The sequence below is a fragment of the Halopiger goleimassiliensis genome, from assembly GCF_000455345.1.
GTDB classification, from domain to species: Archaea; Halobacteriota; Halobacteria; order Halobacteriales; family Natrialbaceae; genus Halopiger_A; species Halopiger_A goleimassiliensis.
Genome location: NZ_HG315690.1, coordinates 2,211,106 through 2,234,455, shown reverse-complemented (window position 1 = coordinate 2,234,455; position 23,350 = coordinate 2,211,106). Strand labels below are relative to the sequence as shown.

Here is a 23,350-nt window from a genome sequence, read left to right as displayed (position 1 = left end):
CATCTGTCGCTCGGCGTCGGCCCCCTCACTCGAGCGGGCCGGTCTACGCTCGGTTCGCGCGTCGGTTGGTTCGCTCATCGCCCCACCTCCTCGGCCGCCCGTCGCCCCGCGACGTAGCCCGTCGCGATCGAGACGCCAGCGCCGGACTTCTCGGCCGCGAAGTCGTAACCGCCCAGGACGGCCCCCGCCGCCCGGAGGTTCGAGAACTCGGGCTCGTCGTCGGCGTCGAGCGGCCGTAGCTCGCGGTCCGGCGCGAGGCCGAACCGCGCGTAGGGCTGTTCGCCGAAGACGTCGTCGACGAACCAGTCGTAGCGGTCCGCGGCGTGGGGGACGTAGCAGTCGAAGATCGGTTCGAACACTCGGTCGCGTTCCGAGCGAACGCCCTTGCCGACCAGTCCGCCGGTCGCGAGGACGTACTGCTCGGCCCGGTGGGGGATCTCGGTGCCGTTGCGGTCGACGACGACGTGATCGATCCGGTCGTCGCCGGCCGTCCCGCCGTCGGTAGCCGTCGCACCCGTGCCGGTGGCGCTCCTCGACGCGTCGGCGGTCTCGTAATCGATCACCGGCACGCCCGAGGTCACCCGGACGTCGGCGTCCTCGAGCGCCTCGAACAGCCGATCCTCGAGTCGTATACCTGGGAGACTCGGCGGCCCCATCGGGACCTCGAAGACGTCGACGCCGAGGGCGTCAGCGAGGTCGGCCCGCACCGCCGCGGCGTGCTCGTCGCCCAGCACGGCGGGGAGGCCGACGCGGGACTCGCCGGCGAGGTGGTCGGCCACCGTCGTCGCGAGCGCCTCGCGCGCGCCGGTCTCGCCGGCACCCGTCGTCACGGGTTCGTCCCGGTCGAGCAGGTGGGCGTACCGGGTCACCTTCGCGTCGTCGCGCACGATTCCGGGGAAGGGAATCGTGACGCCCCGCGCCGAGAACGGCACGCCCGCGGCCTCGAGGTGCGCGGCGGCCAGCGGGGCGTCGAAGTCCGGCAGCGTCTCGAAGCCGACCAGCAGGGCGTCGCGGTCGTCGCTAGCCAGTCCCGCAGCCGTCGAGACGGGGTAGCGCGCGGTCGGCTTGACCGTGCCGCCGTGAGTGGGGACCAAGGCGTTCGTCTCCGTGTGTGCGCCCGCGTAGGCGTCGCCGACGACCTCGTCGAAGAGCGCCAGTCCCTCGCGGACCGCCTCGCTCCCGACGCGTTCGTAGGGGTGGCCCTCGGGCATATCGTCGAGCACGTCGAAGGGATCGGTCAGCGGTCCATTTACGTCGGACGAGTCCGACGAACCGCCGCTCGCGTTGCTCGCGGAGACGCCGTCCGGCGCGTAGCCCAGCACGTCGATCAGCCCGCTGGCGTGACGCAGCGTGCTCTGTTTGTAGGTTACCAGCCGGACGCGCGCGTCTTCGTTCGCGTCTGCGGCCGACAGCGCCGCCATCGCCCCCGCCAGGCCGCCGCCGATGACGAGGACGTCGTCCTCGATGGCCATCTCAGCGGTCACCTCGGTCGTCGGCCATCGGCTGGCCGCTCCCGTCGGCGCGTGGCTCCGCCCGTCGCCCGCCGTCGAAGGCGTCGTACTCGAGGTCCCGCGCGTCGCTCGCCGGATCGCGGTCCCGGTTCATCGTCGTCGCGTGCAGCGCGTAGTTGAGCATGGCCTGCGAGAGCTGTTCGCCCCAGAGCGCGTGGCGCTGACCCTTCCACCGTTCCTGGAAGAGTTCGGAAAGCGCCTCGCGGACCGTCTCCTCGTCGTACTCGGGGTGGAGTTCGTTGGCCAGGTTCTGACAGCAGAAGCCGCCCTGACAGTTACCCATCGAGGCCCGGGTGCGGATGCGGACGGCGTTCAGATCCGAGCCCGACCCCTCGATCGCGTCCTGCACCTCCGCGCGGGTGACGCCCTCGCACTGGCAGAGCACCGGATTCGGTTCGTCGGTCTCGAGCACTTCCTTCGCGCGACTGCCCAACCGTTGCTTGCTCCGGCGGGCGACGGGCGAGCGGAGGCCGAAGTCGTCCATCCCTTCCTCGAGCACCGCGAGGTCCTCGCTGCCGGGTAAGGGTTCGTCGGCGGTCGCACACCGGGCGTCGACGCCCAACCGCTCGCAGACGTGATCGGAGATCTCCTCGGCCATCGCCCGGTAGGTGGTGAACTTGCCGCCCACGATGCTCGAGATGCCGGCGACGCCGTCGCGCTCGGCGTGATCGAGCAGGAAGAAGTCGCGGGTGATGTCCGTCGGATCGTCGGTGCCGGTCCCCGGGGGCTCGTAGAGCGGACGGACGCCCCAGAACGACCGGATCGTCCGGGCCTCCGAGAGGATCGGCACCAGTTCTGAAAGGGTGTCGATCATCTGATCGACCTCCCACTGCTCTTCGGGGTAGTCGTCCGGGTCGTCGACCTCCTCGTCCGTTGTACCGAGAATCGCAGTCGTCTCGTGAGGGACGACGATGTCGGCGTCGCCTTTCGGTCGACAGCGGTTGATCACGGTGTCGACCTGCCGGACGTTCATGATCGTCATCACGCCCTTCGAGGGCCGGACCTCGATCGCTAAGTCGGCCATCGCGCCGATCTGCCCGGCCCACGCGCCCGTCGCGTTGACGACGTACTCGGCGGTGATCTCCTCGGTCGTCCCCGGGGTCGCGTGCGTGCGCTTGCCCGGCCCCGACTCGTGGCGCACCTTCACGCCGTAGACGTCGTCGCCCTCCCGCAGGAGGTCGACCACTTCGGCGTGGGTCTCGATCCGTGCGCCGTGCCTCTCGGCGTCGATGGCGTTCGCGACACACAGTCGAAACGGGTCGACCGCTCCGTCGGGGACTTCGATCGCGCGCGTGATGTCCTCGGCGAGGTAGGGTTCGATCTCGCGGGCCTCGCGGGCCGAGAGCACTCGCGCCGGGATGTCACAGGCGCGACACCCCTCGAGTTTCTCCTGGAAGTACTCGTCGGAGTCCTCGGGTCGCTGGACGAACAGCCCGCCGGTCTCCTCGACGCAGTGGCCGGCGATCTCCCGGAGAACCCGGTTTTCCTCGATGCACTCTCGGGCGCTCGCCCTGTCGGAGACCGCGTAGCGACCCCCGCTGTGGAGCAGGCCGTGCATCCGCCCGGTCGTCCCGTGGGTCAGATTCCCGCGCTCGACGAGGGTGACCTCGAGGCCGCGCATCGCCAGATCTCGGGCGATGCCACAGCCTGTCGATCCGCCGCCGAGAACGAGTACGTCGGTGTCACGTGCCATTCCGTTACTCGAACCTCGGTGGCGTCGGCCTTTATTTTATCGGCGTTCCCGTCAACGTCGGTAAGGATCGATGCGAGTGGGCCACCGGACGTCCCGTTGGACGAGGCCCCTTCCAGTTCGGTCGTCGATCGTTTCGGTACGTTGATACGGAACGATCGCCACGTACTGGACGGAGAAGCCACTTCGGCCGCGACTGCCGTCCGACCTGCCCTCTTCGGTACGTTCGATACGCCCGTCGTAACGAGGAAACATTTATAATGATAGTCGTGATTGTTTATCAGTGCCATGCGATCGTCGATAAACGAACGGCGTCGCACGGCGGGGTGACACCAGTGACAGTGGATACGTACGTCGGCGCAGTTGACCAGGGGACGACTGGCACGCGATTCCTCGTGTTCGATCACGAAGGCCAAGTCGTCGCGAACGCTTACGAGAAACACGAACAGATCTACCCGGAACCAGGCTGGGTCGAACACGACCCGATCGAGATCTGGGAGAACACCAAACAGGTCATCACGGACGCCCTCGGGCGCGCGGGGATCGCCCCCGACCAGCTCGAGGCGATCGGCGTCACCAACCAGCGCGAGACGACGCTGCTCTGGGACGCCGACTCCGGGAACCCGGTCCACAACGCCATCGTCTGGCAGGATCGGCGGACGACCGAACGGGTCGAGCAACTCGAGGACGAAGGCAAGGTCGAGGAGATCCGCGAGAAGACGGGGCTCGAGGCCGACGCCTACTTCTCGGCGACGAAAGCCGAGTGGTTGCTCGAGGAGGCCGACCCGATCAAGATGGAACGCGCGCGGCCGGAGGACGTCCGCGATCGCGCCGAGCAGGGTGAGATCCTCTTTGGTACGATCGACACGTGGCTGATCTACAACCTCACGGGCAACCACGTCACCGAGGTCACGAACGCCTCGCGGACGATGCTGTACAACATCCACGACCTCGAGTGGGATGACGACCTCCTCGCGGAGTTCTCGATCCCGCGCGAGATGCTCCCCGAAGTGCGCCCGTCCAGCGACGAGGCCACCTACGGGACGACCGATCCCGACGGCTTCCTCGAGGCCGAGATCCCCGTCGCGGGCGCGCTGGGCGACCAGCAGGCCGCGCTGTTCGGCCAGACCTGCTTCGACGCGGGCGACGCGAAGAACACCTACGGCACCGGCTCCTTTTTCCTGATGAACACCGGTGACGAGGCCGTCGAGAGCGATCACGGCCTGCTGACGACGATCGGCTTCCAGCGTTCCGGCGAGCCGGTCCAGTACGCCCTCGAGGGCTCGATCTTCGTCACCGGCGCGGCTATCGAGTGGCTCGAGGACGTCGACCTGATCGACGATCCCTCGGAAACGGCGGAACTGGCCCGCAGCGTCGACTCGACGGACGGCGTCTACGTCGTCCCCGCCTTCACGGGACTGGGCGCGCCCCACTGGGACCAGCGCGCCCGCGGCACCATCGTCGGCATGACCCGCGGTACCCGGAAGGAACACATCGTCCGGGCGACGCTCGAGTCGATCGCCTACCAGACCCGCGACGTCGCCGAGGCGATGGAGGCCGATTCGGGCATCGAGATGACCACGCTGAAGGTCGACGGCGGCGCGGTCAAGAACAACTTCCTCTGTCAGCTCCAGTCCGATATCATCGGCTCGGAGATCGTTCGCCCCGTCGTCGACGAGACGACGGCGCTCGGGTCGGCTTACGCCGCCGGACTGGCCGTCGGCTACTGGGACGACCTCGAGGAACTGCGTGACAACTGGCAGGTCGACCGCCAGTTCGATCCCGCGATGGACCGCGAGACGGCCGACGCACGCTACGACCGCTGGATCGATGCCATCGAGCGGTCGCGTGACTGGGCCAGGGACGGTGGTGGTGAATGACGGTCAACGCTCTGATCGACGCCCTTACGAGCCTCCCGGAGATCGTCGCCTCGCTGGGGGGCGGCGCGTTCGGCGCGGCGTTCGGCCCGTTGCCGGCGTTCGTCTTTACCGGATTCATGGTGATCGCCGGTGAAGCCGCGATACTCGTCGGCGGCCCGGACTACGCCCAGATCACGAACGCGATCGCGTTCGGCCCGGCGTTCTCCCCGGCGGTCAGCTTCGGCGGCGGCGTGGCCGCGACCGCCTACGCCGCGAAGAAAGGATACATGGACGGCTTCGAGTACGATTACCACCAGGCGAAGAACATCGCGCAGGCGCTCGGGACGAAACCCGACGTGCTCTTCGTCGGCGCTGGCTTCGGCCTGCTCGGCTGGTGGATGCAGGTCGCCTTCGATACCCTCGCCCTGCCGTACGATCCGATCGCGATGGGCGTCGTCCTGTCCGCGATCTTCCATCGCCTGATCCTCGGCTACAGCATCATCGGCAAGGTTCGGGGCAGCGGCATCCTGGACATGTCGCCGTTCGAGCGCGAGGAGCGTCGACCAGCGACGGACGGCGGGGAGCGCGTGACCGATTCGGAGACGCCGAAAGGCGGGGACGCCATCGTTCCGGAGCAGGAGGAGACTGCCGACTCGTCGGCGTCCGCTCGCCTCAAAGTCGAACCGTGGCTCGGCCACCAGTACAAGTGGGCCCACGTCGCCACGCTCGGCGCGTTCGTCGGGATTCTCGGCGGCTGGGTCTCGATCGTGACTGGGAGGGCGTTCCTCGGATTCGGGATCAGCGCGGCGTCGCTGCTGTTCCTCAACCTCGGCATCGAGAAGGTGCCCGTTACGCACCACATCACGCTCCCAGCAGGGACGGCCGCGCTCGCCGTGATGGCCGACGGCGACGCCGTCGTCGCCGGTCTCGGCGAAGGCCCCGCGTTGCTCGTCGCGCTCGTCTTCGGCGTGATCTGCGCGCTGTTCGGTGAACTGTTCCAGCGCGTCTTCTACGCCCACGGCGACACGCACGTAGACCCCCCGGCGGCCGCGATCGTCTTCGGGACGTTCCTCGTCGCAATCATGTATTTCGCGGGAGTCTTCCCCGACGCGTCCTGGGTCCCGACTTTCTAGGGGCCCGACGGACCGTTTTCGACGTCTCGAGATCGTGATCGGACGACTTTTGGCGACAGCGCCGCAGGTGCCGGTATGACAGCCGATCCGCCGCTTGTGCTCGACGTCGACGGGACGCTGACCCGCCTCGAGGGATGGGGCATCGATCCGCGGGTCTTCGACCCGCTGCGCGAGTGGGAGGCTCCCGTCGTGATCGCCACCGGGAAGGCGTTCCCCTACCCCGTTGCGCTCTGTCACTTCGCCGGAATCCCGGAGCTCGTCGTCGCCGAGAACGGCGGCGTCGTCTACACGGGCGAGGACGTCTTCTATCGGGCGGATCGCGAGGCCGCAGAGGCCGTCGTCGAGGCGTACCGTGCGGCTGGCTACGATCTGGGCTGGGGTCGCGAGGAGACGGTCAACCGCTGGCGCGAGACCGAGGTGGCCGTCAACCTCGAGCAACCGCTCGAACCGCTCCGCGAAATCGCCGCGGAACACGGCCTCGAGGTCGTCGACACGGGTTACGCCTACCACGTCAAAGACCCCGAGCCGAACAAGGGCGACGGGCTCGAGACGGTCGCCGCCCACGTCGGCTTCGACCCGGCCGACTGCGTCGCGGTCGGCGACTCGATCAACGACGTCTCGACGTTCGAGCGGACGGGCCGGAGCTTCGCCGTCGCCAACGCGGACGACCACGCGAAGCGGGCGGCCGACGAGGTGCTCGAGGACGCCCACGCCGACGGGACGCTGGCCGTCCTCGAGCGCGTTCGTGCCGGAGAATAGGTGGCGGTGCCGTCCCCCCGCGGTCAGCGACCGGACCCAAATAACTTTGGAGGAAGGTTTCTATCAGTAATAGTGGTAGACGGTGACCGTAGCATGAACGAAGAGATGCGGTCAGAGACGGTGGATCGCGTCTACGACCTGTTGTCGCATCGTCGACGCCGACGGCTCCTGTACCTGCTGCTGGAGACGGACCGACGGTCCGTCGAGAACGTCGCGCATCGTCTCGCCGTCGTCGAGAGCGAGGACTCCACCGACGCCGAGGACGAGGACGCGCGCCGACGCCTCGCCATCTCCCTGCATCACGACCACCTGCCGCGCCTCGAGGAATACGGCATCATCGAGTACGACGTCGACCGGCGAACCATCGCGGTCGCCGACGGCTTCGACGAAATCCGGCCGTTCGTCGAGCGCGCCCGGGCCAGCGAGGGCGGCATTCTCGTCACCGACGTGACGGGTGACACCCCCACGAAACTGCAGTTCGACGGCGTTTCGGACTGACGAATCGACCGCCAGTGTTCGCGTTCGTCGTCGTGGGTGGCATTCTCACGCCGAACCCCTATCCACGCCAGCGGTGCATTCCCCAGTGGTCATGCCCGAAACAGTCAAGGTCATCGAACTGACCGGCAACTCGAGCGAGTCCTGGGAGGACGCCGCGGAGAACGCGCTCGAGGACGCCGAGGAGACGCTCGAGAACATCAGCGGGATCGAAGTCATGTCACAGACCGCGGAGGTCGACGGCGGATCGATCGAGCAGTATCGCACGACGCTACACGTCTCGTTCGTCCTGAACCGCTGAACGTCCGCGGTCCGGCCGATAGCCCCCTATCGATCGTCGGCCTCTTCTTCACTCTCGTCGCCCCCGTTCGCGACCGCCGCCGTCGCTCCCGCGTTCGTCTTCGACGACTCGAGTCACTCGCTCGAGCGTCTTCCGGACCCGGTCCCAGTGGCTCCCGCGCCAGAAGTGCTGGCCACAGGCGCGACAACGCCAGACGGCCGTCGTCGCGGGATCGGGCGCGTAGTCGGGCGTCGAGGCCGATTCCTCGACCGTCTCGAGCGGCCCGTTACACCGCCCGCAGTAGCTGGGGTCGGTCGTCAGCGTGAGATCGACCCCTGCCGCGGCGAGTTCGGCCAACTGCGCCTCGACGTCGCGGGACTCGAGTAAAATCGCTGCGTCGGCACGGTTCGAGAGGTGGACGTCCCGGGTCACGAGCGTCCGGGACTCCTCGCGAGCGACCTCGAGCAGCCGATCGTCGGCCTCGACCCCGCGGTCGCCGGCGTAGACGGTGTCGTGGTCGCACATCCGGAGGTAGGAGACGAGACCGCCGCACATGACGTCGAGGAGGAGTCGCATAGTGGGTCGAACGCGTCGCGTGTCGAGCGATTCCGGGTCCCGGTTAGTGCAGGAACGCCCGGAGGTCGTCGACGTCCCAGGTGTTGATCACGTCGTCGGCCTCGGCCCACCCTCGTCGGGCGGTGTGGACGCCCCAGCGGACGTACTCGAGCGTTGCCGGCTGGTGGGCGTCCGTATTGACGGCGATGGGAGCGCCCTCCTCGACCGCGGCCTGGACGGCGCTGCCCCACAGGTCCAGCCGTCGGGGATTGGCGTTGATCTCGAGCGCCGTGTCGTGTTCGGCGGCCGCCTCGCCGAGCGCGGTGGCGTCGAAGTCCAGCCCCGAGCGCTCGTTGAGTAGCCGGCCGCTCGGGTGGCCCAGCACGTCGACGGCGGGGTTCTCGACGGCCCGAACGAGCCGTTCGGTCGCCGTCTCGGCGTCTTGGCTCAGGCCGCTGTGGGGCGAGGCGACGATCAGGTCTAGCGCGTCGATCACCTCCGCGGAGAGGCCGATCTCGCCGTCGGCGTCGACGTTGGCCTCGATCCCCGCGAAGACGTCGACCTCGCTCGCGGCGTCGACCTCGCGGATCGCCTCGACCTGCTCGAGGATCTCGGTGTCCGAGAGGCCGACGTCGCCGACGATGCCTGGCCCCTCGGCGTGGTCGGCGACGGCGTAGTAGTCGTAGCCTCGGGCCTCCGCGGCCTCGACCATCGCCTCGATCGAGGTGTTGCCGTCGGACCACTCGGTGTGGGTGTGGAGGTCGCCGCGGATCTCCTCGCGCTCCACGAGGTCGGGCAACGCGCCGCGCTCGGCGGCCTCGAGTTCGCCGCGGTCCTCGCGCAACTCGGGTGGAATCCAGGGCAGGCCGAGGGCCTCGTACATCCCTGCCTCGGTTGCGCCGGCGACGCGGTCGCCGACGCGCTGGCCCGACGCCTCGTCGTCGAGGTCGCTGACGTCGAACGCGCCGTACTCGTTCAGCTTCATCCCCCGGTCGATCGCGTAGTTTCGAAGACGGACGTTGTGGTCCTTGCACCCCGTGAAATACTGCAGCGCGGAGCCGAACTCCTCGGGGACGACCACGCGCAGGTCGACGCGAATCTCGCCGACCCGGACGCTCGCCTTCTCGGGGCCGGACTCGATCTCCCTGTCGACGGAGTCCCAGTTCACGAACGCCTCGATCACCTCCTCGCCGGCGTCGGTCCCGACGAGCACGTCCACGTCGCCGATCGTCTCGCGCCAGCGCCGGATCGACCCCGCGACCTCGCACCGTTCGACGGCCTCGAGCGACTCGAGGTACGCGAGCACGTCGTCCGCGAGCGGTCGGGCCTCGCCCAGGAGGTGTCGCTGGCCGACCTGGCGGGCGAACTCGAGGTTCTCGCGGATGTTCTGTTCGGTCTTCGAGCCGAACCCCTTGACCTCCTGGATCTCGCCGTTCTCGGCGGCCGCCTCGAGGTCGTCGAGCGTCTCGATCCCGAGTTCGCGGTAGAGTTTGCCCGCCGTCTTCGGACCGACGCCCTCGATGCGGGTGATGTCGGCGACGTCGATCGGCAACTCGGCCCGTAGCTCCTCGAGTTCCTCGATCGTGCCGGTCTCGACGTACTCGACGATCTTCGAGGCGATGGCGTCCCCGACGCCGTCGATCTCCTCGAGAACGTCCTCGTCGCCGGCCTCGACGCGGTCGGCGATCGGAACCGGATGGGCGCGGATGTTCTCGGCCGCACGGCGGTAGGCCCGTGGTTTGTAGTCGACCCCGTCGGCCTCGAGCAGGTCGGCGAACTCCTCGAACCGGCCGGCGAGTTCGGCGTTGGTCGCCATCTACCGACCCCTCCGTGCTGCGCCGTCGTCGTCCTGGCCTAGCGCCTTCTTGAGGAACGACATCCAGCGCTTGCGATCCTGGGCCTGCTGGGCCTGCTGTTCGCGCTCCAAGTCGGTCGGCCCCAGGCTCTCGAGGGCGTTCAGCGCCCGATCGATGCCGATGATGCTCTGGGCCAGTTCCTCGCCCTCCTCGCGCGTGATGTCGCCCTCCTCGATCAGCTCGAGGCGCTCGAGGCGTTCGCGACGGAGGTTCCGTTTGGCCTGCTCGACGCGGTCGCGCTCGCCGGGCGGGACCGTCTCGCGGCGCTTGATCTCGAAGACGAACTGCTGGAGGTCGATCTCCTCGCCCTGGACCTCGATGGTGTCCGGGATGTCCGCGCCGACGGTCGCCCCCTCCCGCTCGACGCGCTCGAGCAGTTGCTTGCGCTCGTATGCTTGCACGTCCGGATGTGGGGGTCGCGGGAGCAAAAATGTACAGCTCCGTCGAACGCTCACACCCCGTCGGGGACCGAGCGCACCGACTCGAGGTGGTCACGGACTCCCGTTCCCGGCCGCGGACCGCCGTTCGATACGAGCAACGAACCCCAAACCCCTTAGCGGTTCCACTCTTACCTCCGGGCAATGGCCACCTGCGACGTGTGTGGGAAAGACGAAAACATGCCGTACAACTGTCGGCACTGTGGCGGCACCTACTGTGCCGAACATCGGCTTCCCGAAAACCACGACTGTTCCGGCCTCCAGAACTGGAACGATCCCAGCGGCGTCTTCGACAGTGGCTTCGACGACAGTGTCAACACGCAGACCTCGAAATCGGCCAGCTCGAGCCTGCTCGAGAAGCTTCCCGTCGACACCGGGCCGGGCGGCCCGCTGGCGTACTTCCGCGGGAACGTGACCTACACGCTGTTGGCGCTGATGTGGGTGACGTTTTTCCTCCAGCAACTCACAAGCTTCCTGCTGGAACCCGTCGGCAGTCTTCGCATGACGCTCGATTCGCAGTTGCTGTACGAATCTATCTTCGTCCTGACGCCGTACAACCCCGAGTACGTCTGGACCTGGGTGACGTCTATCTTTGCCCACGGCGACCTCATGCACATCTTCTTCAACAGCGTCGTGATCTTCTTCTTCGGGCCGCTCGTGGAGCGGTACGTCGGCTCGAAGGAGTTCCTTGGCCTGTTCCTCGTCAGCGGTGCGCTCGCCGGCCTGGGACAGATCGGTGTGCGCCTGCTCGAAGGCGGTGTGACGCTGGCCACACCGGGTGTTCTGGGAGCCAGCGGCGCTGGGCTGGCGATCCTCGGCGTGATGACGATCCTGAACCCGAACCTGCGGGTCTACCTCTTCTTCATGATCCCGATGCCGCTGTGGGTGCTGACCGGCGGCTTCGCGCTTATCAGCCTGGCCTTCATCGGCGGCGGCGGGGCCGGCGCGTTCCAGATCGCCCACGCCGCCCACCTGGTCGGGTTGCTCGTCGGCCTCGCGTACGGCGAGTACGTCAAGCGCACCCAGAACGTCCGCGCGCCCAGCCAACTCCAGCTGGGCGGTGGCGGCCCCGGTGGACCCGGCGGCCCGGGCGGTCCGGGTGGGCCGGGCGGACGCCGACGGTTCTGATCACGATCACACGACTGATCCCTCTCCCCGCGTAGCTTCGACGTATGACCGAGCCACGCCCCGACCTCGAGCCGGATGCCGACCGCTCCCGGGAGGAGATGGAAACCCTCCAGCGCGAGATCGCCGACGCCGCGGTCTTCGAAGACGATTACCCCTTCGATCTCGAGGCTATCGTCCGAGGGGACGACGGCGACGACCCCGCACAGACGACGCTCTCGGACTCGACGGCGGCACCCTCTGACTCGAGCGACGAACCGATCGTCGTCGGCGTCGACCAGTCGTTTCTCACCAACGACGAGGGCGACCAGGATCGGGCGCTCTCTGCCGTCGTCGCCACGCGCGGCGGCGAGGTAATCGAACGTGCACACGCGGTGACCCCGCTCGAGATCCCCTACATCCCCGGACTGCTCTCCTTCCGTGAGGGGAAGCCGATTCTGGCGGCGCTCGAGGCGCTGTCGGTCGATCCCGACCTGTTGCTGTTCGACGGCAGCGGCCGCATTCACTTCCGGGAGGCCGGCATCGCGACGCACATGGGTGTCGTGCTCGACGTGCCGAGCGTGGGCGTGGCCAAGAGCCTGCTGTGTGGCCAGCCGACCGAGCGCACGTCGGAGCTCCCGGCGGGGTCGCGGATACCGATCGAGGCCGACTCGAACGTGGAGGCTCCCGACGGAACGCTGCTCGGCTACGCCGTCCAGACCCGCCAGTACGACTCGCCGAACCGCTACATCAACCCGCTGTACGTCAGCCCCGGTCACCGCGTCGGTCCCGAAACGGCCGCGGACGTCGTCCTCGCGCTCGCGTCGGGGTACAAACTCCCGGAGCCGGTGCGACTGGCCGACAGCTACGCGACGGCGGCGAAAGCCGAGGTCGTGGAGTGACCGACACGTTGGCGTTCGAGACGTTCCAATCGCCGAGACAAACCATCGAAACTTAGGGACCCTCGCCCGTAGCGGTCACACATGGCTACCGCTGAGGACGTCGAGGAGACCGCCGACGACGGGGCCGACCGCACCGTCGTGGAGGACGACCCCGGGACAAACTCGGAGCCGGGGCCGGAGACCGATCCCGGACCGGACGGCGACCGTGAGACGACCCGATCGTCGAGCGAAGACCGCTACACCCGCAAGAAGACCGTCCTGATCACCGGCTGCTCGTCGGGTATCGGGCGGGCGACCGCCGAAGCGTTCCTCGAGGCCGACTGGTTCGTCGTCGCGACGGCGCGCAACCCCGACGACGTCGAGGACCTCGCCGAAGCGGGCTGTCACACGCTCGCGCTCGACGTCACCGACCCCGATCAGGTCTCGCGGGCAGTCGAGGAGACCGTCGAGGAAGGCGGTGCGATCGACTGTCTGGTCAACAACGCCGGCTACGCCCAGATGGGACCGCTCGAGGACGTCTCGACGGCCGACCTCCACCGGCAGTTCGACGTCAACGTCTACGGGCCTCACCGGCTCGTCCGCGCCGCCTTGCCACACATGCGCGCCCAGGGCGAGGGGCGGATCGTCAACCTCTCGAGCGTCATCGGGCGCATCTCGGTACCCGGCTCCGGCGCGTACGCCGGCTCGAAACACGCCCTCGAGGCGATGAGCGACTCCCTGCGCGCCGAAACCGAGGAGTTCGGTATCGACGTCGTCGTCGTCGAACCGGGGCCGGTCGACACGAACTTCGCCGACCGCGTGGACGACGAACTTCCCGAGGCCGAGCAGACGCCGGCCTACGAGACGCTGTACGAACTGTACGACGAGATGCAACTGGTCGGCGGCGGCTCGGGCGGTCCCTTCGCCTCCGACCCCGAAGACGTCGCGGCGGCCATCCTCGAGGCGGCGACGACGCCCGAGCCGCCGGCGCGGTATCCGGTCGGGCCGCTGGCCCAGTTCGGCGTCTACGCTCGCTTTCTTCCGGACAAACTCCGCGACGCCGGCTACGCCTTCCTCCGAAAGCTCGTCTGAGCGCCGTCGGTTCCGGTCACTCGCCGACGGCTCGATCGATCTCGCCGGGTTCGGTGAGCGTGAGTTTGCCGCCGGTACCCTGGCGCAGATATCCTCGCCGCTGGAGTTCGAGACACCGTCGTTCGACCGTCACGGGATGGCTCCGTAGCCGGGCTGCGAGCTGGGGCACCGTCAGCGGTCCCGTTTCGGCGAGCGTCTCGAGCACCGCACGGTCCTCGTCTCGGGTCGACGCGTCGTGATCGGACATCCCCAGATCCGTGTGGAGAAATCACACGGGCCGGTATCAACAGCGTCGCGCGTTCCCAGTTCGTGAGAACGGTCGTCGGGGTTCGTCCCCGGAGCGTGCTCACCGCCCGCGGCGGGGTTAGTCGTCGCCGGAGACGCCGCCGGCGCTCGGGCGGCGGGCGACGAGTCGCCACTTCCCGCTCCGGAACCGGACGGCGTTGACGGCCGCCTGTACGTAGTAGTCGACGACGATCGCGGCGTACACCGCACCGATACCGAGTCCCAGCCCCGGTGCGATCGAGACGCCGCCGATGCCGACCGCCGTACCGGCCGGGAGCGCGAGCGCGACGAGCGACAGCCGGGCCGCCAGCCCGAGGACTTTCCCGTAGAAGGGCCAGGCCGTATCGCCGGCCCCCCGGAGCGCACCGCGCAACGTTCGCGCGACGCTGAAGCCGCCGACGGCGAGCGCGAACACGCGGACGAACGACGCGGTGATCGCGGCCGCCTCGGGGTTGAAGATCGTCGCGATGGGACGGGCGATCGCCACCATCACCGCGGCGATCAGCAACTGGGTGACGAGCGCGATGCGGGTCGTGTCCCAGCCGTACGCGGTCGCGTCCGTCTCGTCGCCAGCGCCCAGCGCCTGCCCGACGAGGGTGCTCGCGGCGGTCGAGTACCCCCACGCCGGCATCATCGCGAGCATGATGACGCGCCGACCGATGGCGAACGCCGCGACGACGGGCGTTCCCAGCACGCCGAGCACGAACAGGAAGGGAAACCGTCCGAACGTGCCGACGAGGCGACTTCCGGCAAGCGGCGTCCCGACGCGGACGATGTCTCCGGCGATCGTCGCGTCCCACTGTTTCCCGCCGAGTCGCAGGCGAACGTCGTACCTGCCGGAGAGCAGCAGGCCCGCGAAAATGACCGCCGAGAGGGTCTCCGCAACGGTCGTCCCCCAGGCAGCGCCGGCGATACCCAACTCGGGGAACGGTCCCAGTCCGAAGATCAGGGCCGCGTTCAGCCCGATGTTGGTCGGGATCGTCAGCAAGTTGACGTACATCGGCGTTCGGGTGTCGCCGCTGCCCTGGAGCGCTCGAGCGGCGATCATCGACCAGAACCGGGCGAGCAACGCGTAGGTGACGATCCGGAGATACGTCGCCCCCTGCTCGATGGCGACGGGGTCGTTCGTGAGAACGCCCACGAGGAACTCCGAGCGGAACTGTGCGACGACGACGAGCGGTGCCGAGAGTATCACCGCCAGCCACAGGGACTGTTTGATCGCCAAATCGGCGCGGTCGTGTCGCCCTGCCCCTTTCGCCCGTGAGACGACGCTGATCGTCCCGCTCGAGAGCGCCAGCGCCAGACCGAAGCCGACGAAGTAGTACTGGAAGGCGAACTCGAGGCCGGCGACCGCCGCGGACGACAGCGCCAGCCCGACCATGAAGAAGTCGGCGGTCCGCAGGACCGTCCGAACGGTCCCGGTGACCATCACCGGCAGCGCCAGGTCGAACGCGTCCGTTCCGCGCTCGCGATCGACGAGGCCGAGTCGGCCCAGGGCCGCCGGAAACCGAAACAGGACGGCTCGAGCGCGCCCGCGAAGACCCCCGTCTGCCTCCGTCATCGTCGGCTCTCCCTCCCGTCGAGGTCGTCAGTTCTCGCGAAGCGATCGCTCGCCGCGGGGTCGGCGGCGAATCGACGATCGCCGCCCAGGCGGTCGCTACCGCGGCGATACCGGCCGACGCCTCGAGACGGGTGTCGTTCGTCGCGCATAGCAGGAACGATCCCTCACGGCGACGAGCCGTCCGAACCCGTCGTCCGGTTCGCGTAGGCTCCTCGCGAATCCGACCGATCGTCCCGTGGCTCCTCGAGCGGCTCCAGCGGGGCGATCTGGATCCCGTACTCCGTGTCCAGTACCGCCGCCTCGATCTCGAAGACCTCGGCGAGTAGTTCCTCGGTGATGACCTCCTCGGGCGGGCCGTACGCGTGCACAGACCCGTTCTTGAGCGCGACCACGTTATCGGCGTACCGTGCCGCCTGCCCGATGTCGTGGAGCACGAGCACGACGGTTATCTCGCTCCGATCGCGCAGCGTCTCCACGATTCCCATTACCTCGAGCTGGTGGTGCGGGTCGAGGAACGTGGTCGGCTCGTCCAGCAGCAGGATGTCGGTGTCCTGGGCGAGCGCCATCGCGATCCAGACCAGTTGTTTCTGGCCGCCGCTGAGACTCCCGACTTCGCGCTCGCGGAGGTGCTCGATTCCGGCCAGTTCGATCGCCTCGTCGACGGCCGCCCGATCCTCCTCGCCGGGCGATTCGAAGAACCCGATGTGTGGGTACCGACCGCGCTCGACGAGGTCCTCGACCGTGATCCCCTCGGGCGAGACGTGTTCCTGGGAGAGCAGGCCGAGTTTCCGAGCGAGTTCCTTCGATCCGAACTCCTCGAGTTCCTGCCCGTCGACGACGACCATCCCCCGGTCGGGCTCGATCTTGTCCGCGAGCCCCTTCAGCAGCGTGCTCTTGCCGCTCCCGTTGGGACCGATCAGTGCCGTCACTTCGTCCGGGGGGACCGCGATCGATTCCCCGTCGATGACGGGGTCGTCCATCCCTGGATAGCCGAGGACGAGGTCGGCCCCGCTGAACGCGGCACCCGACGGATCGGTCAGCACCGCGCCGTCGGTCGAACCGCGGTCGCCGTCACGATCGACGGCGGGATCGCGCTCGCGGCGGTCGTCGGCCGCTTCGCGTTCGGTCCGTCCGGGCTGCGCTGATTCTCTTCCTGTCATCAGACCTCACCCAGGTTCTCCTTGCGCCGCATCAGGTAGAGGAAGTACGGCCCGCCGACGATGCCGGTGATGACGCCGACCGGCAGCTGGACGGGGTTGAACGCGAGCCGCGCGCCGACGTCCGCGCTGACCAGGAGTGCAGGCCCCATGAAGAGACAGGCGATCAGCAACACCTTCGAATCGCTCCCGACGACGTTGCGGGCCATGTGCGGCACGATCAGCCCGACGAATCCGATCAGCCCCGCGACGGCGATCGCGGCGGCCGTCGAGAGAACGCCGATTCCGGCGATCGCGAATCGCACTTTCTCCACCGGCATCCCGAGCGAATCCGCCGTATCCCCGCCCAGGAGCAGGACGTCCAACTCCTCGGTGAGGAAGAACATGAGGATCAGCGCGAGCACCGTAAACGGGAGCGCGATCCGTAACTCTTCCCACCCCGTGTTGAGGAGCGACCCCGACAGCCACGCCTGTGCTGACATCGCGACGCCGAGATCGTCGATGAAGAAGAACAGTCCCCGCTGGACGGAGCCGAAAACGGTCCCGACGACGACGCCGGCGAGGACGAGTCGGATGGGACTCGTCCCGTTCTTCCACGCGATGGCGTAGACGATCAGGAACGCGATCGCGCCGCCCACCGCCGCGAAGAGCGGGAGGAACGAAGTGAGCCCGGTGAACATCGTCAGCGTGAGGAGCACGACCAGTCCAGCGCCGTCGCTCACGCCGAGGATGTACGGGCTCGCGAGCTCGTTGCGCGTAATGACCTGGAAGAGCGCCCCCGAGACGGCGAGGTTCGCGCCGACGATCGCGCCGACGAAGATCCGCGGCAGCCGAATGTTCCACACGATGACCTGTTCCTGGGTGAACCAGTCCGGAATGTCGGCACCCAGGAACCACCAGTTCCAGACCTCGGGGCTGAACAGCACGTCCGCGTCGAAGACCAGCCGCCACGCCTCCCCGACGGTCAGCGGATACGCGCCGAAACTCACCTGCAGAATCGCCGAGACGAGCAGGATGGCGAGACTGCCGACGACGACGAGGGCGAGGTTCGGGTCGGTGTACCAGCGGCTCTCGGCGGCGCGCCGCTCCTCGGTCCGATCGAATACCTTTGCCATCGATCGTCAGAAGTCGCCGGTGATGATGTCGCGGACCCGCTGCCGGTCGAAGAGCTGCTCGTCTTCGGGGACCTCGTCGACCGGACCAGGCCACTCGCCGAAGCGGTCGGGCCAGATCATCTTGGCGACTGCCTCCGTGGCGAAGAGGTCGACGATCGGGCCCTGATACTGATCGCCGATACGGAGGAGGTTCCGCTCCTGGACGGCGGTGAGCTGCTGCCCGTTCGAATCGTTCTCGAACGGTTCGACGACGTTGTTGACGAACTCTTCGTGGGTGCTCGAGACCAGCGAGCCGCCAATGGAGATGTAGTCGGGATCGTACTCGAGCAGTTCCTCGTAGCCGATGAAGCCGCCGCCGGGGAGCTCCTCGTCGTACGCGTTCGTGAGCCCGAGTCGCTCGAGCGGCTTGGTCTGGTTGTGGTACTGGTGGATGTCCGAGATGTAGAACTCTCCGGTCGTCGGATCGACGCCGCGCCACAGCGGGATGACCGAGGGACGCTCGTCCTCGGGCGGCAGTTCGGACTCGATGGTCTCCATGAACTCGTCGTGGAGCGACTCCCACTGCTGATAGCGCTCCTGCTCCTGGAAGACCGTCGCGATCTTCTCGAAGACGTCGTAGAGTTCGTAGTAGGTGTCCTGGTCGGGTCCGAACGGGTGGGTCGGTCCGAACCGGATTCCCGACCCCACGAACGGGCCGGTCGCGTCTTCGATCTCCTGGATGTCCGAGTCGTCCCAGTCGGCGAACCGTCCCAGGTCGCGCCGATCGATGAGGTTGACGTCCTGGCCGGGAGCGTAGAAGCTCTCCTTGTCGTATCCCGACTCGGCCTCGTTCGCGAGCGCCATGATCTCGTCCTCGTCGAACTCGAGATCGAGGATGTCGTACAGTTTCGTCGGGGCCCGCTCGAGGGTAGTCGCCGCGACGGGCTGTTTCCCGAGCGCCATCCCGATGTCCAGGAAAACGCTCGGAATGACTGCATACTCTTCGGGGACTTCGTCGAACGTAAATTCGCCGTGGGGTGCGATCTCAACCGTGTAGGGCGTGGGGTCGCTCGATTCGGAACCGTCGGAACTCGACGAGTCGTCGTCGGCCGAGGTCGAACCGTCGTCCGACGGTTCGGATCCGCTGTTCGTGCATCCTGCGAGACTGGTTGCGAGTACACCCGCTGTAGTTGCGAGCACACGTCGTCTCTGTGGCATACGAATTAGGCTCGCCTAAAACAATGTAGTAATTCCTCCCTTTCTTCGTAACACGCCCTGTTAGATGTTCAGACCGTGTTACGGATATCACGCTCGGTACCTTCGGGAGAGGGTGACGAGACAAAACGGACGCCGAACCCGGAGGGACGGCACAAGAGCGGAATAGGACTCGGCGAGTCGCCTCGCGGGAACCACGCGGCTACCGCGACACGCTGGCTCGGACGGATCGATCATCCCCACGATTCGGCAGGGATCGAAAACGAATCGGGAGCGTTCCACTGGGTAGGATTCGACCGGTTCGGTCACGTCGGGTCGCGTTCAGCCACGGTTCGATCACGCTGTTCGTCGACGTACTGTCGGAGCGGCGTCGCCGTTTCCAGATGCGCCTCGACGACGCCGTCTACCCAGTCGACGACTTCGGGATGTGTACACCTGATGACGTCGAAGTCACCGTTTCGCTCTCCTTCGACCGTCAGGAACACCTCCTCGTCGTCAAGGACGCTGACCGCACAGGGGACGCGCTCGTCGGTCCGGTAGTACACCGGGGAGTCGGCGATCGACTCGATCGTTCGCCACCGCTCCCGGAGATCCGGATCGGTAAGTATCGTCTCGGCGACGTCCGGATCGAACACGACGGCACCATCGGGTGCCTTTCCCTCCCGGAGGGCCTCTTCGAAGGTGTACAGCGGCACGGAAAGGAACGTTCCGAGCAGCGCGTTGCGTGACGACGAGTGCTGGATGGCGTTGGCGACGACCCGGGCGGCGGACATCAGGTCGGCACCGTCGTCGGAGACCAGTTCGGCGTCGGCGAGATATCGGAGATCGAATCCCAGCCAATCCGCCGGTAACCGCTCCACCACGTCGGGACACTCCTGCCCGATCGAGACCGTCCCGAGTAATCGGGAGAAATCACGATGCACGAGTTCGCCGTACCGCGTCAACTCGTACGCGTTCTCCGACGGCCGGCGGGCGATCAGCCCCCGATCCTCGAGATCGCCGAGGATTCGACTCAACGTGACCCGGGTCGCCCCGACGGCGTCGCTGATCTCGTCTCGAGTGCGCGCGCCGCCGTCCAAGAGGGACAGCACGCGGACTCGATGTTCCGAGCGGGCGAGAAACGCGACCGACTCGATCGCTCCCCTGGAGACGTTCTCGTCGGTCTCGAGTCCGTCCTCTGGTTCCACGAGCGTCATTACTCGGATTAGTTTAGGGCGGCCTAAAACAGTTTCTACATCGTCGACGAACGCTCGAGTGCCGACGCCGTCGGCCGGTCGACGCGTCAGCGCAGACAGGCGGCGACGACCTCGAGCATTCCCTCGCCGCGGACCTCCTCGGCAAACAGTGGGACGCGGCGAACGTCGGTGCCGCGGAAGAGTTCCTGGGCCTCCGTCAGCGCCGACTGCTGGACGTCCCACCGTCGTTGACAAAACGCGCAGTCGTCGAGGTTCGGCTGGAGGAACTCGCCCTCCACGTCGTCGGTGACGTCCGACAGCGGCTCCATCACGCGGTTGACGACGACCGTTCCGACCGGGATGTCGAATTCCTGGAGTTGCTCCCGCAGCCGTCGGGACTCGAGGACGCTCATCTCCTCGGGCACCATCACGATCCGAAAGTCCGTCCGCGCGGGGTCCTGCAGCGCCGCGCGGAGGCGCTCGATCCGGTCGCGCAGTTCCTCCAGGTCCTCGAGACCGGCCTCGGGGTCTTCGGGGGCGTCGTCGCCGCCGAACATCCCTTTCACGCTCTCGAACATCCCGCTGATCCGCTGACGGAACTGGAGGATGCGCCCGACCATCGAGTCCATGACCTCCGGAAGCTGCAACAGACGGAGGGTATGGCCCGTCGGTGCGGTGTCGACGACCACGCGCTCGAATCGCGGGTCGTCCAGGTACTCGAGCAGGAGTTGCATGGCGGCGGCCTCGTCCGCGCCCGGCATCGCGCCGCCGCCGAACAGCGCGTCCATCGGGTTGCCGCCGCCGAGCATCTCGCCGAGACCGCCAGCGGCGTCGCCCTCGCCGAGTCCGCCGAGGTCGGCCGAGCCTTCGCCGAGTCCGACGCCGTCGCCCGGTTCCTCGCCGCCGGGTTCGCCCACGAGCGTCGCCTGGCCGCGTTCGATCGCCGCCTCGGGATCGATCTCGACGGCGTACAGCGGGACGTCCTCCCGAATGCGCTCGGGTTCCGAGGGGATCGGTCGCTCGAAGGTGTCGGACAGGGAGTGTGCCGGATCGGTCGAGACGACCAGCGTCCGGGTACCACCGCGGGCGCTGTCCAGCGCCGTCGCCGCGGCCATCGTCGTCTTGCCGACGCCGCCTTTGCCGCCGTAGAGCACGTAGTCGGGCCCCTCGAGCGGTTCGTCGGAGGGCTCGACGTCGATCGTTTCGCGCTCGTCGCCGACGGAGTCGGTCGGGGTTACCTCGATCGTGTTGTCGTCGGTCGCCGTGCCGTCGCCGTCGTCGGCCGGCTCGACGTCGAGTCCGCTCATGCCCGGCCGTTGCCCGCCCCGACACGAGTATTCGTCGGTTGCCGGCGGCGATCAGGCGGCCCCGTCGTCCGGCTCTTCCCCGAGTCGGCGGCGCTCGCCAAGTTCGGGCACGCTCGCGTCGAAGCCGTCGGCGCGCAACTCCCCGGCGAAGGCCTCACAGCGATCGCCGTGGACGATCAGCACCTCGCTGTCCCGGTACGCGTCGAGAAAGTCGCACAACCCCTCCCGATCGGCGTGGGCCGAGAAGTCGTACTGTTCGACCTGCGCGCTGACGGGCATCACGCGGCCGTCGATTTCGGCGCTTCCCGTCTCGAGCAGGTCCCGACCGGGCGTGCCCTCGACCTGGTAGCCCGTTAGCGCGATCTTGTTCGCCGGGTGGGACCGGATCGCGGGCACGTAGGTCATCGCCGGGCCGCCGTGGAGCATCCCGCTGGTGGTCACGATGACCGTATTTTGCTCGGCAATCCGTCGGCGGTGGCCGTCTCGACCGTCGACGAAGCGGGCATTGCCCTTCGCTCGCCGCAACTCGTCGGGGTCTCGCAGGAACGGCCGATTCCGCTCGCGCAACAGGAGTTCCGTCACGCGTTTGCCCATCCCGTCGACGTAACACTCGAGGTCGTGTCGCTCGCAGAGACAGAGCACCTCCTGGGTGCGGCCGATGGCGAAGGCGGGGACGACGACGGTGCCGCCCTCCCAGATAGTCGTCCGGAGGCTCTCGACGAAGGCGGCCTCGATCTCCTCGCGAGGCGGACGGCTCGTGTCGGCGTACGTGCTCTCACAGACGACGACGTCGGCGTCGGGCCGTGCGTCGGTGCCGGAGACGAGGCGCTGGTCCTCGGTGTGGAAGTCGCCGGTGTAGAGCAGGCGCGTCTCGCCGTCGTCGACGAGGACGTGTGCGCTCCCGGGGACGTGTCCGGCGTCGTAGAAGGTGATCTCGTAGCCGCCGCCTCGAACGGCTCGCGGTAGCCGTGGGTTTCGGAGACCTGCGTCAGGCGGGCGAGTTCGGCCTCGGTGAACGGACAGTCGTAGCTCCCGCCGTGGAGGTCGAGCGTGTCGCGCGCGAGGGTCATCGCGAGGTCGTACGTCGGGGGCGTCCAGTGGACCGTCGGCCGCGCGTCCCCGGAGAGCAACGCGGGGACGGTGCCGACGTGGTCGAGGTGGCCGTGGCTGACGACCACCGCCTCCGGGTCGACGTCTTCGATGGGGAACGACGGCGGGTTGCCCGAATCCATCCCGAAATCGACGAGCAACCGATCGTCGATCAGCAGCGCACTCCGCCCGATCTCGCGTACGCCGCCGAGAAACGCGACCTCCATGCGGGGAGAGTATCGACTCGAGCGGCTTGCGTTCGTCGGTTCGGCTCGCTGGGCTCTCCCACCGAGACGATCGGTCGAGCGTCGTCGGTCGAGAGCCGTTACCGACGATCCCGCTCGAGGTCCGAGGAGCGAGTGGACCCGGAACGGCTCCCGGGCCGGTCGCTCGAGTCCATCAGTCGATCCAGTTCGCGCTCGAACTCGGCTTCGCTCAGTTCCCCTGAGACGTACTGATCGCGAAGCTGTGACTTCGGATCGCGGCTACGTTCGGTTCCCGTGGGAGTGCCGAACGTCTCGGGAGTGGGATCGTCGTCGCCGAGCATCGACGCGAGTTTGATGCCGCCGAGGATCAACAGTCCGAGGACGGCGACCGACACGACGAGCGAGACGACGGCGGTTACGATTCCCAGAACGATGCCGACGATGGTGGCGATCACGCTAAACGCGACGAACGCGAGGACGAGCAGGCCGAGGCTTTTGAGGGCGAGTGTGCCGAGACGACCCATAGTCGAACTTGTACGAGCAGACACAAAAATGGATCGCGGCGGCGGGCGCTTCGCGGCCCACGCCGGGATTTCGGTCGACGTACCG

General features: G+C 67.6%; 21 protein-coding genes and 1 pseudogene. 8 read left to right on the top strand and 14 right to left on the bottom strand.

Annotated elements, in window-relative coordinates:
• Nucleotides 1–74: 74 nt before the first annotated feature.
• Both glpB and glpA read right to left on the bottom strand, forming a co-directional pair.
• On the bottom strand, nucleotides 75–1,472 hold the full coding sequence (gene glpB / locus TX79_RS10930; protein WP_049927478.1) for a glycerol-3-phosphate dehydrogenase subunit GlpB: 1,398 nt from the start codon (nucleotides 1,470–1,472) through the stop codon (nucleotides 75–77).
• Nucleotide 1,473: 1 nt separating this feature from the next.
• Nucleotides 1,474–3,204 carry an anaerobic glycerol-3-phosphate dehydrogenase subunit GlpA gene (gene glpA / locus TX79_RS10925; RefSeq protein WP_049927477.1) on the bottom strand — a complete coding sequence of 577 codons (1,731 nt, stop codon included), beginning with the start codon at nucleotides 3,202–3,204 and terminating at the stop codon, nucleotides 1,474–1,476.
• 332 nt (nucleotides 3,205–3,536) lie between these two features.
• Here glpA and glpK point away from each other — a divergent pair, with 332 nt between their 5' ends.
• From glpK to TX79_RS10900, 5 genes are all read left to right on the top strand, one after another.
• Nucleotides 3,537–5,081, top strand: coding sequence for a glycerol kinase GlpK (gene glpK / locus TX79_RS10920; RefSeq protein ID WP_049927476.1), 1,545 nt, complete (start codon nucleotides 3,537–3,539; stop codon nucleotides 5,079–5,081).
• 11 nt (nucleotides 5,082–5,092) lie between these two features.
• The gene (locus TX79_RS10915) at nucleotides 5,093–6,193 is read left to right on the top strand and encodes a hypothetical protein (protein ID WP_081655601.1); all 1,101 of its coding nucleotides are present in this window, start codon (nucleotides 5,093–5,095) and stop codon (nucleotides 6,191–6,193) included.
• A 75-nt stretch (nucleotides 6,194–6,268) separates the two neighbouring features.
• Complete coding sequence (locus TX79_RS10910; RefSeq protein ID WP_049927474.1) at nucleotides 6,269–6,952, top strand: HAD-IIB family hydrolase; 684 nt, start codon at nucleotides 6,269–6,271, stop codon at nucleotides 6,950–6,952.
• A 93-nt stretch (nucleotides 6,953–7,045) separates the two neighbouring features.
• Complete coding sequence (locus TX79_RS10905; RefSeq protein ID WP_049927472.1) at nucleotides 7,046–7,450, top strand: DUF7344 domain-containing protein; 405 nt, start codon at nucleotides 7,046–7,048, stop codon at nucleotides 7,448–7,450.
• A 91-nt stretch (nucleotides 7,451–7,541) separates the two neighbouring features.
• Entirely contained in the window at nucleotides 7,542–7,748 is a 207-nt protein-coding gene (locus TX79_RS10900; protein WP_049928362.1) for a dodecin family protein, read from the top strand.
• A 48-nt stretch (nucleotides 7,749–7,796) separates the two neighbouring features.
• Here the strand turns inward: TX79_RS10900 and TX79_RS10895 are convergent, their stop codons facing one another.
• The 3 genes from TX79_RS10895 to TX79_RS10885 are packed head-to-tail and all read right to left on the bottom strand — an operon-like array spanning nucleotide 7,797 to nucleotide 10,539.
• Entirely contained in the window at nucleotides 7,797–8,303 is a 507-nt protein-coding gene (locus TX79_RS10895) for a Mut7-C RNAse domain-containing protein (RefSeq protein ID WP_049927471.1), read from the bottom strand.
• Nucleotides 8,304–8,346: 43 nt separating this feature from the next.
• Nucleotides 8,347–10,098, bottom strand: a complete 1,752-nt coding sequence (gene polX, locus TX79_RS10890) for a DNA polymerase/3'-5' exonuclease PolX (protein WP_049927470.1) — start codon at nucleotides 10,096–10,098, stop codon at nucleotides 8,347–8,349.
• Entirely contained in the window at nucleotides 10,099–10,539 is a 441-nt protein-coding gene (locus tag TX79_RS10885) for a DUF5788 family protein (protein ID WP_049927469.1), read from the bottom strand.
• A gap of 180 nt (nucleotides 10,540–10,719) precedes the next feature.
• Between TX79_RS10885 and TX79_RS10880 the strand changes: the two genes are divergently transcribed.
• The 3 genes from TX79_RS10880 to TX79_RS10870 all read left to right on the top strand — a co-directional run bounded on the left by TX79_RS10880 (nucleotide 10,720) and on the right by TX79_RS10870 (nucleotide 13,652).
• Complete coding sequence (locus TX79_RS10880) at nucleotides 10,720–11,703, top strand: rhomboid family intramembrane serine protease (protein ID WP_081655544.1); 984 nt, start codon at nucleotides 10,720–10,722, stop codon at nucleotides 11,701–11,703.
• A gap of 44 nt (nucleotides 11,704–11,747) precedes the next feature.
• A complete protein-coding gene (locus TX79_RS10875) occupies nucleotides 11,748–12,581 on the top strand; it encodes an endonuclease V (protein WP_049927467.1) in 834 nt (277 codons plus the stop codon).
• An 81-nt stretch (nucleotides 12,582–12,662) separates the two neighbouring features.
• On the top strand, nucleotides 12,663–13,652 hold the full coding sequence (locus TX79_RS10870; RefSeq protein WP_049927466.1) for an SDR family oxidoreductase: 990 nt from the start codon (nucleotides 12,663–12,665) through the stop codon (nucleotides 13,650–13,652).
• 16 nt (nucleotides 13,653–13,668) lie between these two features.
• On the opposite strand, the gene TX79_RS10865 is transcribed toward TX79_RS10870, so the two are convergent.
• The 9 genes and pseudogenes from TX79_RS10865 to TX79_RS10825 all read right to left on the bottom strand — a co-directional run bounded on the left by TX79_RS10865 (nucleotide 13,669) and on the right by TX79_RS10825 (nucleotide 23,265).
• Entirely contained in the window at nucleotides 13,669–13,899 is a 231-nt protein-coding gene (locus TX79_RS10865) for a helix-turn-helix domain-containing protein (protein ID WP_049927465.1), read from the bottom strand.
• A gap of 117 nt (nucleotides 13,900–14,016) precedes the next feature.
• Nucleotides 14,017–15,498, bottom strand: coding sequence for an MATE family efflux transporter (locus tag TX79_RS10860; protein WP_049927463.1), 1,482 nt, complete (start codon nucleotides 15,496–15,498; stop codon nucleotides 14,017–14,019).
• Between the two features lie 164 nt (nucleotides 15,499–15,662).
• Nucleotides 15,663–16,658, bottom strand: a complete 996-nt coding sequence (locus tag TX79_RS10855) for an ABC transporter ATP-binding protein (RefSeq protein WP_081655543.1) — start codon at nucleotides 16,656–16,658, stop codon at nucleotides 15,663–15,665.
• The gene (locus TX79_RS10850; protein WP_049927462.1) at nucleotides 16,658–17,770 is read right to left on the bottom strand and encodes a FecCD family ABC transporter permease; all 1,113 of its coding nucleotides are present in this window, start codon (nucleotides 17,768–17,770) and stop codon (nucleotides 16,658–16,660) included. Before TX79_RS10850 ends, TX79_RS10855 begins: the two co-directional genes overlap by 1 nt.
• Before the next feature lie 6 nt (nucleotides 17,771–17,776).
• On the bottom strand, nucleotides 17,777–18,967 hold the full coding sequence (locus TX79_RS10845) for an ABC transporter substrate-binding protein (RefSeq protein WP_049927460.1): 1,191 nt from the start codon (nucleotides 18,965–18,967) through the stop codon (nucleotides 17,777–17,779).
• A gap of 302 nt (nucleotides 18,968–19,269) precedes the next feature.
• A complete protein-coding gene (locus TX79_RS10840) occupies nucleotides 19,270–20,160 on the bottom strand; it encodes a helix-turn-helix transcriptional regulator (protein WP_049927459.1) in 891 nt (296 codons plus the stop codon).
• 86 nt (nucleotides 20,161–20,246) lie between these two features.
• Nucleotides 20,247–21,446: an ArsA family ATPase gene (locus tag TX79_RS10835; protein WP_049927458.1), complete on the bottom strand. Its 1,200-nt coding sequence runs from the start codon at nucleotides 21,444–21,446 to the stop codon at nucleotides 20,247–20,249.
• Nucleotides 21,447–21,497: 51 nt separating this feature from the next.
• Nucleotides 21,498–22,762 (bottom strand): annotated as a pseudogene (locus tag TX79_RS10830) (MBL fold metallo-hydrolase).
• Nucleotides 22,763–22,860: 98 nt separating this feature from the next.
• Nucleotides 22,861–23,265: a hypothetical protein gene (locus tag TX79_RS10825; RefSeq protein WP_049927457.1), complete on the bottom strand. Its 405-nt coding sequence runs from the start codon at nucleotides 23,263–23,265 to the stop codon at nucleotides 22,861–22,863.
• Between the last annotated feature and the right edge of the window lie 85 nt (nucleotides 23,266–23,350).

Coding starts and splice junctions, on each gene's coding strand:
- glpB (WP_049927478.1), bottom strand. CDS start 1,472: ATGGCCATCGAGGACGACGTCCTCGTCATCGGCGGCGGCCTGGCGGGG.
- glpA (WP_049927477.1), bottom strand. CDS start 3,204: ATGGCACGTGACACCGACGTACTCGTTCTCGGCGGCGGATCGACAGGC.
- TX79_RS10910 (WP_049927474.1), top strand. CDS start 6,269: ATGACAGCCGATCCGCCGCTTGTGCTCGACGTCGACGGGACGCTGACC.
- TX79_RS10905 (WP_049927472.1), top strand. CDS start 7,046: ATGAACGAAGAGATGCGGTCAGAGACGGTGGATCGCGTCTACGACCTG.
- TX79_RS10900 (WP_049928362.1), top strand. CDS start 7,542: ATGCCCGAAACAGTCAAGGTCATCGAACTGACCGGCAACTCGAGCGAG.
- TX79_RS10895 (WP_049927471.1), bottom strand. CDS start 8,303: ATGCGACTCCTCCTCGACGTCATGTGCGGCGGTCTCGTCTCCTACCTC.
- polX (WP_049927470.1), bottom strand. CDS start 10,098: ATGGCGACCAACGCCGAACTCGCCGGCCGGTTCGAGGAGTTCGCCGAC.
- TX79_RS10880 (WP_081655544.1), top strand. CDS start 10,720: ATGGCCACCTGCGACGTGTGTGGGAAAGACGAAAACATGCCGTACAAC.
- TX79_RS10875 (WP_049927467.1), top strand. CDS start 11,748: ATGACCGAGCCACGCCCCGACCTCGAGCCGGATGCCGACCGCTCCCGG.
- TX79_RS10870 (WP_049927466.1), top strand. CDS start 12,663: ATGGCTACCGCTGAGGACGTCGAGGAGACCGCCGACGACGGGGCCGAC.
- TX79_RS10865 (WP_049927465.1), bottom strand. CDS start 13,899: ATGTCCGATCACGACGCGTCGACCCGAGACGAGGACCGTGCGGTGCTC.
- TX79_RS10860 (WP_049927463.1), bottom strand. CDS start 15,498: ATGACGGAGGCAGACGGGGGTCTTCGCGGGCGCGCTCGAGCCGTCCTG.
- TX79_RS10855 (WP_081655543.1), bottom strand. CDS start 16,658: ATGACAGGAAGAGAATCAGCGCAGCCCGGACGGACCGAACGCGAAGCG.
- TX79_RS10850 (WP_049927462.1), bottom strand. CDS start 17,770: ATGGCAAAGGTATTCGATCGGACCGAGGAGCGGCGCGCCGCCGAGAGC.
- TX79_RS10845 (WP_049927460.1), bottom strand. CDS start 18,967: ATGCCACAGAGACGACGTGTGCTCGCAACTACAGCGGGTGTACTCGCA.
- TX79_RS10840 (WP_049927459.1), bottom strand. CDS start 20,160: ATGACGCTCGTGGAACCAGAGGACGGACTCGAGACCGACGAGAACGTC.
- TX79_RS10835 (WP_049927458.1), bottom strand. CDS start 21,446: ATGAGCGGACTCGACGTCGAGCCGGCCGACGACGGCGACGGCACGGCG.
- TX79_RS10825 (WP_049927457.1), bottom strand. CDS start 23,265: ATGGGTCGTCTCGGCACACTCGCCCTCAAAAGCCTCGGCCTGCTCGTC.